15 protein-coding genes and 1 tRNA gene are annotated in these 15,721 nt (G+C 64.7%); 3 read left to right on the forward strand and 13 right to left on the reverse strand.

All coding sequences use genetic code 11. The features are described from left to right. Nucleotides 1–27: 27 nt before the first annotated feature. The 5 genes from LB541_RS06790 to rsfS all read right to left on the reverse strand — a co-directional run bounded on the left by LB541_RS06790 (nt 28) and on the right by rsfS (nt 5,253). A complete protein-coding gene (locus tag LB541_RS06790) occupies nt 28–1,203 on the reverse strand; it encodes a divergent polysaccharide deacetylase family protein (protein ID WP_224618080.1) in 1,176 nt (391 codons plus the stop codon). 197 nt (nt 1,204–1,400) lie between these two features. After that, nucleotides 1,401–2,732 carry a S41 family peptidase gene (locus tag LB541_RS06795; protein WP_181165202.1) on the reverse strand — a complete coding sequence of 444 codons (1,332 nt, stop codon included), beginning with the start codon at nt 2,730–2,732 and terminating at the stop codon, nt 1,401–1,403. Nucleotide 2,733: 1 nt separating this feature from the next. Further along, nucleotides 2,734–4,143 (reverse strand): murein hydrolase activator EnvC family protein, encoded by a 1,410-nt coding sequence (locus LB541_RS06800; RefSeq protein WP_224618081.1) that lies wholly within the window; start codon nt 4,141–4,143, stop codon nt 2,734–2,736. Between the two features lie 166 nt (nt 4,144–4,309). Next, nucleotides 4,310–4,792, reverse strand: coding sequence for a 23S rRNA (pseudouridine(1915)-N(3))-methyltransferase RlmH (gene rlmH / locus LB541_RS06805; protein ID WP_140525017.1), 483 nt, complete (start codon nt 4,790–4,792; stop codon nt 4,310–4,312). An 83-nt stretch (nt 4,793–4,875) separates the two neighbouring features. Then, nucleotides 4,876–5,253: a ribosome silencing factor gene (gene rsfS / locus LB541_RS06810; protein WP_135902362.1), complete on the reverse strand. Its 378-nt coding sequence runs from the start codon at nt 5,251–5,253 to the stop codon at nt 4,876–4,878. Between the two features lie 242 nt (nt 5,254–5,495). Between rsfS and LB541_RS06815 the strand changes: the two genes are divergently transcribed. Next, nucleotides 5,496–6,347, forward strand: a complete 852-nt coding sequence (locus LB541_RS06815) for a mechanosensitive ion channel family protein (RefSeq protein WP_140525015.1) — start codon at nt 5,496–5,498, stop codon at nt 6,345–6,347. Here the strand turns inward: LB541_RS06815 and LB541_RS06820 are convergent, their stop codons facing one another. The 5 genes from LB541_RS06820 to obgE form a co-directional block, all read right to left on the reverse strand. Then, the gene (locus LB541_RS06820; protein WP_224618082.1) at nt 6,348–7,646 is read right to left on the reverse strand and encodes an MFS transporter; all 1,299 of its coding nucleotides are present in this window, start codon (nt 7,644–7,646) and stop codon (nt 6,348–6,350) included. Between the two features lie 101 nt (nt 7,647–7,747). Continuing rightward, entirely contained in the window at nt 7,748–8,335 is a 588-nt protein-coding gene (locus LB541_RS06825) for a nicotinate-nucleotide adenylyltransferase (protein WP_140493506.1), read from the reverse strand. Nucleotides 8,336–8,583: 248 nt separating this feature from the next. Further along, nucleotides 8,584–9,870: a glutamate-5-semialdehyde dehydrogenase gene (locus LB541_RS06830; protein ID WP_224618083.1), complete on the reverse strand. Its 1,287-nt coding sequence runs from the start codon at nt 9,868–9,870 to the stop codon at nt 8,584–8,586. A gap of 3 nt (nt 9,871–9,873) precedes the next feature. Next, nucleotides 9,874–11,013, reverse strand: coding sequence for a glutamate 5-kinase (proB, locus tag LB541_RS06835; protein ID WP_140517608.1), 1,140 nt, complete (start codon nt 11,011–11,013; stop codon nt 9,874–9,876). Nucleotides 11,014–11,020: 7 nt separating this feature from the next. Continuing rightward, entirely contained in the window at nt 11,021–12,052 is a 1,032-nt protein-coding gene (obgE, locus tag LB541_RS06840; RefSeq protein WP_140649958.1) for a GTPase ObgE, read from the reverse strand. A gap of 128 nt (nt 12,053–12,180) precedes the next feature. Here obgE and LB541_RS06845 point away from each other — a divergent pair, with 128 nt between their 5' ends. After that, nucleotides 12,181–13,050, forward strand: coding sequence for an endonuclease/exonuclease/phosphatase family protein (locus tag LB541_RS06845; protein ID WP_140517513.1), 870 nt, complete (start codon nt 12,181–12,183; stop codon nt 13,048–13,050). 194 nt (nt 13,051–13,244) lie between these two features. Here the strand turns inward: LB541_RS06845 and LB541_RS06850 are convergent, their stop codons facing one another. The 3 genes from LB541_RS06850 to LB541_RS06860 form a co-directional block, all read right to left on the reverse strand. Continuing rightward, nucleotides 13,245–13,832 (reverse strand): GNAT family N-acetyltransferase, encoded by a 588-nt coding sequence (locus LB541_RS06850; protein WP_181173480.1) that lies wholly within the window; start codon nt 13,830–13,832, stop codon nt 13,245–13,247. A 137-nt stretch (nt 13,833–13,969) separates the two neighbouring features. Continuing rightward, nucleotides 13,970–14,239 carry a 50S ribosomal protein L27 gene (rpmA, locus tag LB541_RS06855; RefSeq protein WP_140493012.1) on the reverse strand — a complete coding sequence of 90 codons (270 nt, stop codon included), beginning with the start codon at nt 14,237–14,239 and terminating at the stop codon, nt 13,970–13,972. Nucleotides 14,240–14,339: 100 nt separating this feature from the next. After that, nucleotides 14,340–15,008, reverse strand: coding sequence for a 50S ribosomal protein L21 (locus tag LB541_RS06860; protein ID WP_140517511.1), 669 nt, complete (start codon nt 15,006–15,008; stop codon nt 14,340–14,342). Between the two features lie 573 nt (nt 15,009–15,581). On the opposite strand from LB541_RS06860, the gene LB541_RS06865 reads away from it, so the two are divergent. Then, a tRNA-Ser gene (locus LB541_RS06865) sits at nt 15,582–15,671 on the forward strand. The last annotated feature ends 50 nt before the right edge of the window (nt 15,672–15,721 follow it).

Genomic DNA, 15,721 nt, shown 5'->3' on the forward strand with positions numbered 1-15,721 from the left:
TCAGTCTTTCAAGCTGTTTCCCGGTGGCTAACCCTTTTGCGGATCGATCGCCACCGCTGAAATCGGCACGATCTCGATGCCGCGTTTCTTGGCCTCGGCCACCCATGACGACACCGTGTCGACCGTCAGGTCGAAAGCGGAGCCGATGCCGACCGCGGTGCCCTTGGCACGGGCGGTCGCCTCCAGGCTGTCCAGTTTCTTCAGGATGGCGCCGCGATCCTGCACGGCGTCGATCGCCGTATCGCCGGCGACGAAGGGCACGCCGTCCTTCAGCGCCAGATCCGGCGCCAGGCTGCGCGCCGACGAGCCGTCGTCGATATAGGCGAGCCCGCGCTTGCCGAGCTCGGCCATGAAGGGCTCCATTGCCGCCGGGTCAGCGGAGAACCGCGCGCCCATATAGTTCATGACACCGGTATAGTTCGTCGTCCGCGACAGTGCCCAGCGCAGGTTCTTCAGGTTCTCTTCCGCGCTCGCCGCCACCGTCAGCGTGTTGCGACCGGGGTTGACATTGGGATAGTCGAACGGTTCGAGCGGCACCTGCATGACGATCTCGTGGCCGCTCTGCCGGGCGGCCTGCATCCAGCGGCCGATGCTGTTGCCTTGCGGCGCGAACGCCAGCGTCACTTCCGCCGGCAGCTTGGCGATGGCCGCCTGGGTGCCGGTCTGTGAGACCGCGAGCCCGCCGATGACGATCGCCACGCGGGCGCCGCGCGCGCCTGACCACGGCCGCGCATAGACATCGAAGGGCCGCCGGCCGTCTGCGGCGCGCACCGGCAAGGGGCCGGCATCGCTGGCCTCGATCAGCGCCCTGTCGGGAATATGCGCGATCTTCAGGTTTTGGCCGATGGTCGACGGATCGCGGATGACGATTGCCGCCTTGGGCGGACCATCGCCTTCCTCTGTCTGCACATGGATGATCTGCGGGCCTCCAGCCTTGGCCGGCATTTCCGCCTTTGGCGTCGTGACCGGCGCTAGAGCGGACGGCGCAGCGGTCGGCTCCGGCACCACTTTCGGCGTCGAAACCGCGACTTCCTGCGGCTTGCGAAACGGCTTGTCCCTGAGCGCGATCGCGCCGGAGACGCCGACAACGGCCAGCACGACGAACGCAGCCACGAGCGCACCCACGCTGACCTTGCCGGCGGCGCGCGGCGGACGGACAGTCAGTCCGAGCGGTCGTTCGATGTCCTTGCCGATATCAGCCAAGCCCTGTCCCCGTCCGCATGGCTTCGAACATGGAACCTTTCGAAGAGACATGCGCGAATTCTTCATGCCGGCGCACCCCTGGCGCCCTGTATCGAGGGATTCGCGTTACCCCCGAATCAAACTGCCGGAACCTTTCGGTCCCGGCAGCATCGCATTGCTTCCATCGGGCGGCCAGACCCGTTGTTGGCCGCCACCTGTTACTGGTTGAGGACAGCCTTCTGCGGATTGGGCGGGAAGGACGGATCGGTCTTCTGGCCGCGCAGAAGCTGCTCGGCATAGATGAGCTGGAGGTCGTTCTTCGGATCCGGCGGCACATAGGCTGCCGAGCCCGAACCGGTCGAGCTCTCGTCGGCACCCTTGATGTGGCCCTTGAGGTCGGATTCGCCGCGCGTCAGGTCCCTGCCCTGCAGTTCCGGCGGCAGCGGCTGGTCGACCTTGATGTCGGGCGTGATGCCCTTGCCCTGGATCGACTTGCCGGACGGCGTGTAATAGAGCGCCGTCGTCAGCCTGAGCGCGCCGTTCTCGCCAAGCGGGATGATGGTCTGCACCGAACCCTTGCCGAAGGACTGCGTTCCGACCACCGTGGCGCGGCGTAGGTCCTGCAGCGCGCCAGCGACGATTTCGGACGCGCTCGCCGATCCGCCATTGACCAGCACGATCAGCGGCTTGCCGCCGATATCGTCGACCTGCTTGGACTTGGCGTCGAAGCGGGTAACGTCCTTGGGATCGCGGCCGCGCGTCGAAACGATCTCGCCACGGTTGAGGAAGGCGTCCGATACGCTTACCGCCTGATCGAGCAGACCGCCGGGATTGAGGCGCAGATCGAGCACATAGCCCTTGAGCTTGTCGTTCGGCACCTGCTTCTTGATGGTGTCGATGGCATTCTCGAGGTCGTCATAGGTCTTTTCGGTGAAGGAGGTGATCTTCATGTAGCCGATGTCGTTCTCGACCCGGAACTTGACCGCCTTGACCTTGATGATGTCGCGCACCACCGTCAGCTCGATCGGCTTGTCGGCGCCCTGGCGCAGGATGGTGAGCTTGATCGGCGTGTTGACCAGGCCGCGCATCTTGTCGACCGCGTCGTTCAGGGTCAGGCCGCGAACCTCCTCGCCATCGATCTTGGCGATGTAATCGCCTGCCAGCACGCCCGCCTTGGCGGCCGGCGTATCGTCGATCGGCGTGATCACCTTGACCAGATCGTTCTCCATGGTGACCTCGATGCCGAGGCCGCCGAACTCACCCTTGGTCTGCACGCGCATGTCCTGCGCCTGCTCGGCGTTCATGTACGAGGAGTGCGGGTCGAGCGAGGCAAGCATGCCGTTGATGGCGTTCTCGACCAGCGATTTGTCGTCGGGGGGCGTCACATACTGCGCCCGCACGCGCTCGAAGATATCGCCGAAGATCGCCAGTTGCTTGTAGGTCTCCGACCCCGCAGCGTTCGCTGCCGAGCCGGGCGCGCCATAGACCAGGCTCATGGCGGACGCGCCCATCAGCGCACCGGCAAACAGAAGCGACAGTTTCCGCATCATTTCACGTCCTTCCAGAAAAACGGTCCGCCCACCATGGGGCCGGATCGACGGGTTTTCCATCCTTGCGGAACTCGACATAGAGCTCCGGCGTGGCATTTCCATTCTTCGAAGCCGAGGTGCTTGCCACCCGGGCCTCTCCCATCGCACCGACCGGCTCTCCTGCGAGCACTGATTGGCCGGTTGCGACGCTGATTCTGCTCATCCCCGCCAAGACGACATGATAACCGTCGCCGGCATTCAGGATCAAGAGTTGACCGTAGGAGCGAAACGGCCCCGCATAAAGCACATTCCCATCCGCCGGTGCGGTGACGATGGCGCCCGATTGTGTCGCAACCATGTCCCCAAGCATCACCGCGCCGTTACCGTCTTCGGCGCCGAACCGGCGTTTGATGCGGCCGATGACCGGCAGCGCGATCTGTCCTTGCAGCGCCGAGAAGGGTGCCGCAGCGGCAAGCCGGTTGGCCTCGGGAACCGGCAGCGACGCCGTCATATCGCCGCCCGCCTTATCCCTGCCCGCCTTATCCCTGCCCGCCTTATCCCTGCCCGCCTTGTCGCCGCCCGCCTTGTCGCCACCGGCTTGGCCGGCCTCCGCGGCCTTTGCGGCATCCGCGGCCTTGCGGTTGCGTTCGGCCTGGGCTTCGAGCGAGGCGATCAATTCCTTCAGGCTGCTGGCCTTGGCCGCGAGCGCCTCGGAATGCTGTCGCTCGGCCGACAACTGCGCCTGCGTGTCGGCTTCGAGCTTCTGCTTGGCTTCCAGCAGCATGCCGAGCCGCTTCTTTTCCGCAGTCTGCTCGCCGACTGCCGCCGTCAGCCGTGCCCGCTCGGCCTCGATCGAGGCCGTCACTCGTGTCTGCTCCTTGAGGTCGGCCAGGAGCCTGTCGGTCTGCTGGCGCAATTCAGGCACCACGGCGCCAAGCAAGATGGCGCTGCGCACCGACGACAGCGCGTCCTCCGGCTTGACCAGGATCGCCGGCGGCGGGTTCAGCCCCATGCGCTGCAATGCGCCCAGCACCTCCGCCAGCACGTCGCGCCGCGCCATCAGCGAGGCGCGGATCTTCTGCTGCTGGGTCTTCAGCCCCTCCAGCTTGGCGCCGATGTCCTCGATGTCCTGCCCAAGCTTTTGCTCGGTCATTGCCGACTGGATCAGCGCGGCGGTGATCGAGGCGTGGTCCTTCTTGACTGCGGCGATGTCGGCGGCCAGCTTGGCCAGCCGCTCGGACGACAGGCTTATCTCCTTGGAGATCTGTTCGTATTCGGCGCGGCTCTGGTCCGGATCGGGGGCCGTGTCGAGCGTGTTCTCGGCCCACGCGGCATTGAGCGACAGGATGACCACCGCCGCCGCGATGCCGCAGCGCGTGCGCCAGGAGCCCGCTGTCGATGAGCCCGTCGTCGATTTCCAGCCTTCAGCCATGCGGGACGGACTCTATCTGCGGCTTCGTTAACGAACCATCAACCATATTAATGCGCATCGCCCAAACTATGCAGCGGTTTCGCACACCGGTGAGCAAAATAGGGAAAGCCGGGCCGAAGCCGTGATCTTGCGCGGCATTGGGGCGGAATTCGGTGCGATGCGACCTTCAGGCTCTGTGATAGGGGTGGCCGGACAGGATCGTCGAGACCCTGTAGAGCTGCTCTGCCAGCATCACCCGCACCAATTGGTGCGGCCATGTCAGCGCACCGAAAGACATCACCAGCTCAGCCTGGGCGCGCAACGACGGATCATGGCCGTCGGCGCCGCCTATGGCCAGCGCCAGCGCCTTGCGGCCGGCGTCGCGCAACTGGCCGATGCGGCCGGCGAAATCTTCCGAGGACAGGTTCTTGCCGCGCTCGTCGAGCAGGATCAGCGCCGAGCCGGGCTGCAACTGCGCCTGCAGCCTCGCGCCTTCATCGCGCCGGCGTTCATCGGCGTTCTGGGCGCGGCCTTCGGCGATCTCGGCGATGCCGGAGAATTCGAGGCCGACAGCCGGGCCGCTCTTGGAGAAACGCTCGAAATAGCGGTCGGCGAGTTCTCTCTCGGGGCCGCTTTTCATCCGGCCCACGGCATGAACGGTAATCTTCATCCTCGCCTCAGAGGGCCGCCGATGCGTGTCGCCCGCAAATCGTCATTGGGCCTGGAACCACGGCACGCATCCAACCAACCGGCTCAGTGCAAGGTCTCTTCCTCGAGGTCCGGCGCCTGCCACATCTTTTCGAGATTGTAGAATTCGCGGACTTCGGGGCGGAAGACATGGACGATGATGTCGCCTGAATCGATCAGGACCCAGTCGGCGCCGGACAGCCCCTCGACGCGCGCCGTGCCGAGGCCGGCATCCTTCAACGCCTTGAGGAGATGATCGGCAACAGCCGAGACATGACGGTGCGATCGACCCGACGCGACGACCATGTAGTCGCCGAGGCTCGATTTTCCCTGAATGTCGATTGAGACGATGTTTTCGGCCTTGGAGTCTTCCAGACTGGCAAGGACTGTCTTGATGGCGCGGGACACGGCGTCGTTTACGCTGATCCCGGCCGGCGAAGGCACGATGTCGGCCTTCTTCCGCAGTGCTGTTCTCAGTGTATTTCCTTTCGCAGCAAGAACAACCAAATCACCCCTGAAAGCGGGTGACACCGCTTAGATAGGCAGAGTTCCGTTGCAGTTTCAAGACGGAGCCCCGCTTCCATGCGAACTCATTGAGGCTCCGCTTGTTCCGCGCGACACGCAAAAGATCGGAACCCAGGCGTTCCGCAGGGGTTATCGGCTGATTGATCAACCGGAATCCCATTATGCCGATCGACCCGCAAAATGCCCTCCTGACCGTGCAGGCGGGGCTCTCTCAGCTCAGCGCGCTCATTGTCTCCTATTCCCTTTCGGCGGTCGGCGCCGTCATCCTTCTGGTTGTCGGCTACATCGTCGCCGGCTTTGCCGAGCGTTCGATTTTTGCCGGCCTGGGCCACATCCATGGCTTTGACCAGACGCTGCGGCACTTCTTTTCCAAGATCGTCCGCTATGCCATCCTCGTCCTGGTCGTCATCATGGTGCTCGGCCAGTTCGGCGTGCAGACGGCCTCGATCATCGCCGCGATCGGCGCCATCGGCCTGGCCATCGGCCTGGCGCTGCAAGGCACGCTGCAGAACATTGCCGCCGGGATCATGCTTTTGGCATTGCGGCCGTTCCGCATCGGCGAATCCGTCGAAGTCGGGTCCATTGCCGGCTCGATCGAGGAAATCGGCCTTTTCGCCACCAAGCTCCGGAGCGCCGAAGGCGTCTACATCCTGGCGCCCAACTCGACGCTGTGGAACCAGCCGGTGCGCAATTTTTCGCGCAACGGCGTGCGGCGCGGCGACATCACCCTCTCGATCGGCTCCTGGAACGACATCGACCGCGCCCAGAAGACGCTGCTTGCGATCGCCGCCGCCGAGCGCCGCGTCAAGCGTGAGCCGGCGCCGACCGCCTTTGTCGCGGCATTGGGCGAAAGCACCGTCTCGATCACCTTGCGCTACTGGACATCATCGGCGGATTTCTTCGCCGCCCAGGCCGACCTCACCAAGCGGGCCAAGCAGGAGTTCGACCGCGAACGCATATCGATCCCGCTGCCGCCACCGCAGGTCCCGGCGCCGGAAACCCGCCGGCAATAGTCAATCGCCCCTGTGCCGGTGCTGTTCGTCCGGCGCGAAGGCGAGTTCCACCGGCAATGGCGCTTGCGCCGTCATCGGCGCGAAGCTGCCGGTTTCGGTTGCCGGCACCGGCCGCGCGGTGAACACGCGCAAAAGCACGAACAGGCAGAAGACGCAGGCGATGACCACTGTTACATAGATGAAGGCCTGCGTGCCGAAGACGGCTGACAGCGCGGTCACGATGCCCGGCACGATGAAGCCGGACAGCGACCAGGCAAACAACAGCGAACTCGACAGCGCTACCATGTCGTCCTTGCCGGCGCGGTCGGCGGCGTGGGCACTGGCCAACGAGTAGATCGATTCCGAGGCGCCGTCCCACATCACATAGATCACCAGCAGCACCGCCAGCGTGCCGCCGTCGAAGCCGAGCGCAAACATCCCTGCCGCCGCGGCGATCGCGGATGCCGCGACCAGCACATAGCGGCGATCGGTGCGGTCGGAAATCCAGCCGAGCGGAACCTGCAGGATCAGCGTGCCGAGCGGCATCACCGAAAGCAGCAGCGCCACGTCGGCCTGGCTGTACCCCTTCGCGGTGGCGTGGATCGGCGCAAAACCGGAAATCGACATGGACAGGCCGCCGACCGCCAGCATGCCGGCGACGCCGACCGGCGAAATCCGCCAGGCCCGGCGCAGCGCCACCGATGCCGCCTGAGGCGCCGGCGGCTGGGCCAGCCGGGTCATCCCGACGGGCAGGATGGATAGCGCGGTGAAGGCTATGCCGATCAGCGATGCATCCGCCGTCCTGATGTCGACCAGCGCCAGCGTCGCATAGCCGATGCCGAGCCCGCCGACATAGGCGACGTAGAAGACGGCCATTACCCTGCCGCGTATGGCGTTGGCGACGGCATCGTTGAGCCAGCTCTGCGCGACGATGAAAAGCCCGCATATTGCAAAGCCGTAGAGCGCGCGCGCCGCGATCCACAACAGGGGGTGCGGCCCGGCGCCGATTGCGGCATTCGACAGCGCGATCAGCGCCGACAGCACCATGAAGGCACGGGCATGGCCAACCCTGCGCACCAGCGGTCCGGTCAGGATGCAGCCGGCGAGACCACCCGCCGACAGGCCGGTGACGATCAGACCGGCCCAGGTCGGATCGAAGCCTTCCACGCCGAGCCGGACGGGGATGTAGGCGAACATCAGCCCGTTGCCGATGGCGATCAGCGCCATCGACACCACGACGCTGGCAATCGCGATCAGCGGCGTGGGCGTGTCGCCGTGCCTCGGTTCCGCTTCGGTTTGGTTTTTCACGAAAGTGGTCATATCAGCGCAAGATCACCCATTCGATGACGAAAAGCCGCCGCAAAAGCGACATTGCCGGACTTGCCTTCCTCCTTGCGAAGAAAGGGCGCTGTGCGTACCGATCAGCCCTTCGCCTGCTCGCGGATAGCCGTCGACGACAGCGACGAGCGCGGGCCGTGGATGAAGGTCCACGCGGGCGCCTTCATGCGGGCGAGCCTTGGCGCATCGCCTTCGTCGATGCGGGCATAGTCGAAGGTCTTGGCCACGACCGACGACAGGAACGACAGCGTCGCGCCCGGACGGTCGATGACCGCGATCGGGAAGGTCATGACGATTTCGCGCCAGCGCTGCCAGCGGTGGAAATCGCGCAAGCTGTCGGCGCCCATGATCCAGACGAAGTCGACGCCGGGATTGCGCGCCTTGACCAGCGCCAGCGCGTCGGCGGTGTAGCGCACATGATGCGCCGCTTCGAAGGCGGTGACCTTGATCTTCGGGTTCTTGGCGATCTTTTCGGACAGGCGTAGCCGTTCGGCCAGCGGCGCCAGCTCGTGCGTGTTCTTCAGCGGATTGCCTGGTGTGACCATCCACCACAACTGATCGAGCGCCAGCCGCCTGAGCGCGATCTCGGCGACCAGCGCGTGGCCGGCATGCGGCGGATTGAACGAGCCGCCGAACAGGCCGACGGCAAGGCCTTTGCCGGCATGCGGCATTTTGAGGTAGCTGGACGGGATAGGTTGCTCAAGCAGGGAAAGCATTCGCTAGGCACCCCCCTCTGTCCTGCCGGACATCTCCCCCGCAAGGGGGGAGATTAGCAGCTTCGGTGAAGGCACAAATCTTGGAGCATTGAAGATCGGCGAAACCAAAAATGTCAGCCAATCTCCCCCCTTGCGGGGGAGATGTCCGGCAGGACAGAGGGGGGTGGCTGGGCGCAAGCTTCAGGCCCTTTGGACGAAAAGCGTCAAGGCCTCACCTGTCCCGAGCCGCGCACGCGGTATTTGAACGAGGTCAGCTGCTCGACGCCAACCGGTCCGCGCGCGTGCATCTTGCCGGTGGCGATGCCGATCTCGGCGCCCATGCCGAACTCGCCGCCATCGGCGAACTGCGTTGAGGCGTTGTGCAGCAGGATCGCCGAGTCGATCTCGTTGAAGAACCGTTCCACCGCCTGCGCATCCTCGGCGACGATCGCCTCGGTGTGATGCGAGGAGAAAGTCTCGATATGCTCGATCGCGCCGTCGACACCGTCGACCAGCTTCACCGCGATGACGGCGTCCAGATATTCGGTGACCCAGTCGGCATCGGTCGCCGGCTTGGCGTCGAAGAACAGCTTCAGCACCTCGGCATCGGCATGGATCTCGCAGCCGGCGGCGCGCAAGGCGTCGAGGATCGGCATCAGGTGGGTGGAGGCAACCGCACGGTCGACCAGCAGCGTTTCGGCAGCGCCGCAGACGCCGGTGCGCCGCATCTTGGCGTTGACGGCGATGCCGACCGCCATGTCGAGCTTGGCCGAGCGGTCGATATAGAGATGGCAGATGCCTTCGAGATGCGCGAAGACCGGCACCCGCGCCTCGGTCTGCACCCGCTCGACCAGGCTCTTGCCGCCGCGCGGGATGATGACGTCGAGATTGCCGCCGAGGCCCTTCAGCATTTCGCCAACGGCGGCGCGGTCGGCGGTCGGCACAAGCTGGATGGCGTCCTGAGGCAGGCCGGCTGCCTTCAAGCCGTCGACCAGGCAGGCGTGGATCACCGACGACGAGTTCAGCGAATCCGAGCCGCCGCGCAGGATCACCGGGTTGCCGGCCTTGAGGCAGAGCGCGCCGGCATCCGCCGTGACGTTCGGCCGGCTCTCATAGATGACGCCGATGACGCCTAGCGGTGTGCGCACGCGTTCGATCCTGAGGCCATTCGGCCGCTCCCAACTGGCGATCACGTCGCCGACGGGATCGCCGAGTTCGGCAATTTCGCGAATGCCGTCGGCCATGGCGCGGATGCGGGCTGGATTGAGCTTCAGCCGGTCCATGGAGGACGCCGACAGGCCGGCTTCATGCCCGTTCGCGATGTCGATGGCATTGGCGTCAAGTATGGCTCGCTCGCGGGCGATGATCGCCTCCGCCATGGCGGCAAGTGCCGCGTTCTTGGCGGCTGTCGTAGCGATGGCCAGCGGTCGTGCGGCGGCGCGGGCACGGCGGCCGAGGTCGGCCATCGTCGCCACTGTATCGTTCCGGGATTTTTCATGCAGCTTCAGCATGGCTCATCCTCCGCTCGTTACTTGGTCGCCCGCGAGGCTGACCACAAGGTCGTCGCGGTGGATCATCGCCGAACGCGCCTCGTAGCCGAGCACGGTCTCGATTTCGGTTGTCTTCAGGCCTGCGATCCTTACGGCATCCGCGGCATCATAGGCAACCAGCCCGCGGGCGATCTCGCGACCCTCGGGCGACAGGATCGCCACCGTATCGCCGCGCGAGAAATTGCCGCTGACCAGCTTGACACCGGCCGGCAGCAGCGACTTGCCCGATGTCAGCGCCCCGACGGCGCCGGCATCGACGGTGAGCCTTCCCGCCGGTTCGAGCTGGCCGGCGATCCAGCTCTTGTAGCCTTTCACCGGGTTGGCGCTCGGCCGGAAGAAGGTGGCGCGCTCGCCGCGCTCGATCGCCATCAGCGGCGAAAGCCGCGTGCCGGCGGTAATGATCATGGCCGTGCCGGCCGCAGTGGCGATCTTGCCGGCGTCGAGCTTCGTGCGCATGCCGCCGCGCGACAGTTCGGAAGCCGCGGCACCCGCCATCGCTTCGATCTCAGGCGTGATGCGATCGACCACCGCGACGAATTTGGCCTCCGGGTCACGCGCCGGCGGCGCGGTGTAGAGACCGTCTATATCCGAGAGCAGCACCAAAAGGTCGGCGCCCATCATCGTCGCCACCCGCGCGGCCAGCCGGTCATTGTCGCCATAGCGGATCTCGGAGGTCGCCACGGTGTCGTTCTCGTTGATGACCGGCACCGCCTTCATCTTCAAGAGCGTCGAGATCGTCGCCCGGGCGTTGAGGTAGCGGCGGCGCTCCTCGGTGTCGCCAAGCGTGAGCAGGATCTGGCCCGATTTCAACCCGCCCTTGCCAAGCGCATCCGACCAGGCGCCGGCCAGCGCGATCTGGCCGACGGCTGCGGCCGCCTGGCTCTCCTCGAGCTTCAGCGCCCTTTTTCCAAGATCCAGAATGGTACGGCCCAGCGCGATGGCGCCCGACGACACGACCAGGATTTCCGCGCCGCCTTGAGCCAGCACGGCGATGTCGTCGGCCAGCGACGCCAGCCAGTCGCGCTTCAGCCCGGCGGTGCGGTCGACCAGAAGCGCCGAACCGATCTTGACGGTGATGCGCCGGTATTTCTTCAGCGACTGCACGGTCATGCTATTTTTCCCAGCGCGTGTCGACCGGCGCCGCGATCGCGTCGCGCGCTTCGGCCACCACCGCCATCAGCGCGCGCAGCACCGCTTCGACCCCTTCGCCGGTGACCGCCGACAGAAGCATCGGCGCACGGCCGGCGGCGCGCTTCAGCGAGGCGATCTTTTTCTTGCGCTCATCCGCATCGAGCGTATCGACCTGTGAAAGGGCCAATATCTCGGCCTTGTCGGTCAAGCCATGGCCATAGGCTTCGAGTTCGGCGCGCACCGTCTTGTAGGCCTTGCCAGGATTTTCTTCCTGCGCCGAGACCAGGTGCAGCAGCACGCGCGTGCGCTCGACATGGCCAAGGAAGCGATCGCCGATGCCGACGCCCTCATGCGCGCCTTCGATGAGGCCGGGAATGTCGGCGATGACGAATTCGCGCGCATCGATGCGTGCCACCCCCAGGCCGGGATGCAGCGTGGTGAAGGGATAATCGGCGATCTTCGGCTTGGCGGCGGTGACGGCGGCGAGAAAGGTCGATTTGCCGGCGTTGGGCAGCCCGACCAGCCCGGCATCGGCGATCAGCTTCAGCCTGAGCCAGATGTTGAGCTCCTCGCCGGGCTGACCCGGATTGGCGCGGCGCGGCGCCTGGTTGGTCGAGGTCTTGAAGTGCTGGTTGCCGAAGCCGCCATTGCCGCCCTTGGCTAGCAGGAAGCGCTGGCCGACCACGGTGAGGTCGCAGATCAGCGTCTCGTTGTCCTCTTCGAACACCTGCGTTCCAGCCGGCACTTTCAGCGTGACGTCGGCGCCCTTGGCGCCGGTCATGTTGCGGCCCATGCCATGGGTGCCGGTCTTGGCCTTGAAATGCTGCTGGTAGCGGTAGTCGATCAGCGTGTTCAGCCCGTCGACCGCTTCCAGCCAGACGTCGCCGCCGCGGCCGCCATCGCCGCCGTCCGGTCCGCCGAACTCGATGAATTTCTCGCGCCGGAACGACACCGAACCGGCGCCCCCGTCGCCGGAGCGGACATAGACCTTGGCTTGATCGAGAAATTTCATCGGACAGCAGTTTCTTTATTGGCCTTGCGGCATTGCTCTAAACCTTGCGCCTTGCTCTAAACCAAGGCGCGGCGAAGGGCGAGGCCGTTTTATGACAATGGCCGCGCGGGGTTGGCCGGAGATGACGGATGAAGCTTGTAACCTACAACATCCAGTACGGCATCGGCCTTGACGGGCAGTACGATGTCGCGCGCATCGCCGATGCCGTGCGCGGCGCCGACGTCATCGCGCTGCAGGAAGTCACCCGCAACAATCCCAGGAACGGCGGACGCGACATGGTCGCCGAGATCGGCGAAGCGCTGCCCGACTATTTCGCCGTCTACGGCAGCAATTTCGAGGCCAATATCGGCTCGCGCATCGAGAACGGCCGCGCCATCACCACCACCTTCCAGCTCGGCAACATGGTGTTGTCGAAGACGCCCATTCATCTGTCGCGCAACCTGCTCCTGCCGCGCAGCCGCAGCTTCGAGATGATGAACTTCCAGCGCGGCGCGCTGGAGGCGCTGATCGAGACGCCGCTTGGTTTCATCCGCTTCTATTCCATCCATCTCGATCACCGCAGCCCGGTCGAGCGCGCCAGCCAGATCCAGTTCCTGCGCCGGCGCCTGTTGAACTATGCGCTCGAAGGCGGCGCGTTGTCCGGCGTCGCCGAGATCGGCCTGCCGGAATTGCCGCATCCCGAGGCTTTCGTCGGCATGGGCGACTTCAACATGCTGGCCGGATCGCCCGAATATGTCGAACTCGCCGGCCGGCCGGACCACGAATTCGGCATGCCGCTGACCGCTGATTTCGCCGTCGACGCCGCCCTGCGCCTCAATGTCGCCGGCGACGATCTCGTCAGCTGGGTCGACCCCAAGGACCCCGGCAATACCGACCGCCACAAGCGTATCGACTATATCTTCACCAGCGCCTCGCTTGCCCGGTCGCTGAAGCGCCTGTGGGTCGACCGAAAGGCTGTTGGCTCGGACCATCTGCCGGTATGGGCCGAACTGGGCTGAGCCCAAATCGATGCACGATTCTTTCCGAACCTTTGACCAGAGGCCCAGCGCCGATGTGTGCTGAGATTCAGGTCAGGCCGAGCCGAAAACGTTGGTTTTCGAGAACCGGAGCGGAGCGTACTTAAGGTACGCGAGCACCGGAAGCGCAGAAAATCAGCGTTTGCAGGCCGGCCTCACCTGAATATCGGCACACATCAAAAATGTACCCAGTTGCGCAGGCTGGTCCATGTCTTCCGGTCGAGGCGGTAACGCTCGACCGGCACCTGGCCGGCGACGATCGAGTTCAGCATGCCCTGGCCGGCATACTGGAAGCCGCATTTGTGGATCACCCGGCGCGAGGCCGGATTGATGACCCGCGTCGAGGCATGCAGCACCTGGATGTTTGTCCGCTGGAACGCGAGATCGACCAGGGCGTGCGACGCCTCGGTGGCGAAGCCGCGCTTCCAATAGGGCTCACCGATCCAGTAGCCGAGCTCCAGTCCGCGGTCGGTGGTATTCAATCCGGCGCAGCCAACGAAGGTTTCGGTGCCCGCCAGCGTCAGCGCATATGCGATGCCGGCGCGGCGCGACTTGGTCATGGCCAGGAAAGCGCGTGCCTCGGCCTCGCCATAGGGATGCGGCATGCGCGCCAGCATCTCGGCGACATGACGATTGTCGGCGAGCTCGACCAATTGCGCGATATCGCTTTCGCGCGGAGCCCGCATCACCAGCCGCTCGGTGGCCAGCACCGGGCAATCGATCGCATAACTTTCGTCTTCTGAGTCTTCCGCTTCGGCAACCATGTCAAAGTCCTCCAGGCACAAGAAAAAAGGGAGATGGAAACCCATCTCCCCTGATCCTTTTCCTGGCTTTGCCAAACCTTCTGGCTTCCAGACACCGGTTCCCGAGATGGGCTGCCGGTGTTGTGGTGCGGAACCGGCTACTCCGCTGCTTTGGTAATCGGGTTGACCGATACGTAGGTTCGGCCGTTGGCTTTTTTGTTGAACGTCACGGCGCCGGCTTCAAGCGCGAAAAGCGTGTGATCCGTACCCATGCCGACGTTGACGCCGGGATGCCAGGTGGTGCCGCGTTGACGAATGATGATGTTGCCCGGGATGACGGCTTCGCCGCCGAACTTCTTCACGCCCAGACGCTTGGAATGCGAGTCGCGACCGTTGCGCGACGAGCCGCCAGCTTTCTTGTGTGCCATCTAACTAACTCCGATGCGCCCAGGGGCGCTTGAATGGTCTTATGAACGCGTTCGCGTTCCGTTTCAAGTCCGATCCGGCGACGTTTCGCGCCGGTTGGCCTTACTTCTTCGCCAGTTCCTTGGCCTGCTCGCGCCAGTCCTTGATCTGGTCGGCGCTGAACGGCATGTTCTCGTCGATCTTGGCCACATCCTTCTCGGTCAGCTTGGCGAGCTGCGCGAAGGTGATGATGCCCTGTTCGTTGAGATCCTTGGCGGCGACCGGGCCAATGCCCTTGATCACGGTCAGATCGTCCGGCTCGCCCTTCGGCGCCTTGAACAGCGGCGCTGCCGCGGTCTCGGCCTTTGCCTCTTCCTTCGGGGCGTCCTTCTTGGCCTTGGCTTCCTTCGGCGCCGCGTCGGCGGCTACCTCGGCCTTGGCTTCCGCCTTGGCAGCGGCCTTCTTGGCCGGCTTGGCGCCACCCAGCAGGATCTCGGAGATCCTGACCGTGGTCAGCAACTGGCGATGGCCGATCTTGCGGCGCGAATTCTGGCGGCGGCGCTTCTTGAAGGCGATGACCGTGCGGTTCTTGCCCTGCTCGACGACCTCGGCGGTGACAACCGCGCCGTCGACGAACGGTGCGCCGAACGTGACATTCTCGCCCTCGCCATGCGCGAGCACGTGGCCGATCTCGACGATATCGCCGACATTGGCTTCGACTTTTTCGATCTTCAGGAGATCGTTGGCGGCGACGCGATACTGCTTGCCGCCCGTTTTGATGACTGCGAACATTTTTTGCCTTTCGCTGTTCGGTCGGCCTCGATGAACCGCCTGTGGCGGTTCGGCCGTCTTTTTGTCAGTCTGCGGGTTCAAAAAACAAGCGGCGCGGAAGAACCCTCCACGCCGATTGCGCGCTGTCCCTAACCGAAGGTTTGTTGCGAGTCAAGGCAAACGGCCAGATTCTCAGGGCAACGAATCCGGGCTAACGGGTTCCTTCGGAGCTTCGTCGGCGCGCTGGTGATGGAGCCTTGAACGGAAAAACCCGCCTGTGCGGCGGGTCCCTGGCGCAACTCAGCACCATAACCAGATCTCTACCATAGTTGCCTTCACCCCGTCAAGAAAAAATTCCTATCAGGAGGTCGCCGGCACTGCCGGACTGGCGTCCCCACGCCTCGTTAACCCGACTTCGAAATCTTGGCCGGATTGATGGCCGGCGAAGTGGCTGGCATCGTCCACCGTGGTCGGGACCGCGTCACTCCGGGCCAGCCCGTGACGCAAGCTGAGTTTCCGGCGGATTTGGCCTTGTAACCTGCCCGTTCAGCCGTTATCTAGTGCGCCGCGCCGGCAACGGCCGACCATGACCGCGGAGAGGTGGCAGAGTGGTCGAATGCACCGCACTCGAAATGCGGCATGGGTGCAAGCCCATCGGGGGTTCGAATCCCTCCCTCTCCGCCATCCTGCTTCGCTCTTCGAGCTTCGCAGGAGCGGTTCAGTCAGCGGAGCGA

Origin of the sequence: Mesorhizobium sp. BR1-1-15 (genome assembly GCF_020165475.1) — a bacterium.
Lineage (GTDB): Bacteria > Pseudomonadota > Alphaproteobacteria > Rhizobiales > Rhizobiaceae > Mesorhizobium.

What these genes read in the sequence shown, in the direction of transcription:
- LB541_RS06795 (WP_181165202.1), bottom strand. Translation starts at nt 2,732, where the DNA reads ATGATGCGGAAACTGTCGCTTCTGTTTGCCGGTGCGCTGATGGGCGCG.
- LB541_RS06800 (WP_224618081.1), bottom strand. Translation starts at nt 4,143, where the DNA reads ATGGCTGAAGGCTGGAAATCGACGACGGGCTCATCGACAGCGGGCTCC.
- rlmH (WP_140525017.1), bottom strand. Translation starts at nt 4,792, where the DNA reads ATGAAGATTACCGTTCATGCCGTGGGCCGGATGAAAAGCGGCCCCGAG.
- LB541_RS06815 (WP_140525015.1), top strand. Translation starts at nt 5,496, where the DNA reads ATGCCGATCGACCCGCAAAATGCCCTCCTGACCGTGCAGGCGGGGCTC.
- LB541_RS06820 (WP_224618082.1), bottom strand. Translation starts at nt 7,646, where the DNA reads ATGACCACTTTCGTGAAAAACCAAACCGAAGCGGAACCGAGGCACGGC.
- LB541_RS06825 (WP_140493506.1), bottom strand. Translation starts at nt 8,335, where the DNA reads ATGCCGCATGCCGGCAAAGGCCTTGCCGTCGGCCTGTTCGGCGGCTCG.
- LB541_RS06830 (WP_224618083.1), bottom strand. Translation starts at nt 9,870, where the DNA reads ATGCTGAAGCTGCATGAAAAATCCCGGAACGATACAGTGGCGACGATG.
- obgE (WP_140649958.1), bottom strand. Translation starts at nt 12,052, where the DNA reads ATGAAATTTCTCGATCAAGCCAAGGTCTATGTCCGCTCCGGCGACGGG.
- LB541_RS06845 (WP_140517513.1), top strand. Translation starts at nt 12,181, where the DNA reads ATGAAGCTTGTAACCTACAACATCCAGTACGGCATCGGCCTTGACGGG.
- LB541_RS06850 (WP_181173480.1), bottom strand. Translation starts at nt 13,832, where the DNA reads ATGGTTGCCGAAGCGGAAGACTCAGAAGACGAAAGTTATGCGATCGAT.
- rpmA (WP_140493012.1), bottom strand. Translation starts at nt 14,239, where the DNA reads ATGGCACACAAGAAAGCTGGCGGCTCGTCGCGCAACGGTCGCGACTCG.
- LB541_RS06860 (WP_140517511.1), bottom strand. Translation starts at nt 15,008, where the DNA reads ATGTTCGCAGTCATCAAAACGGGCGGCAAGCAGTATCGCGTCGCCGCC.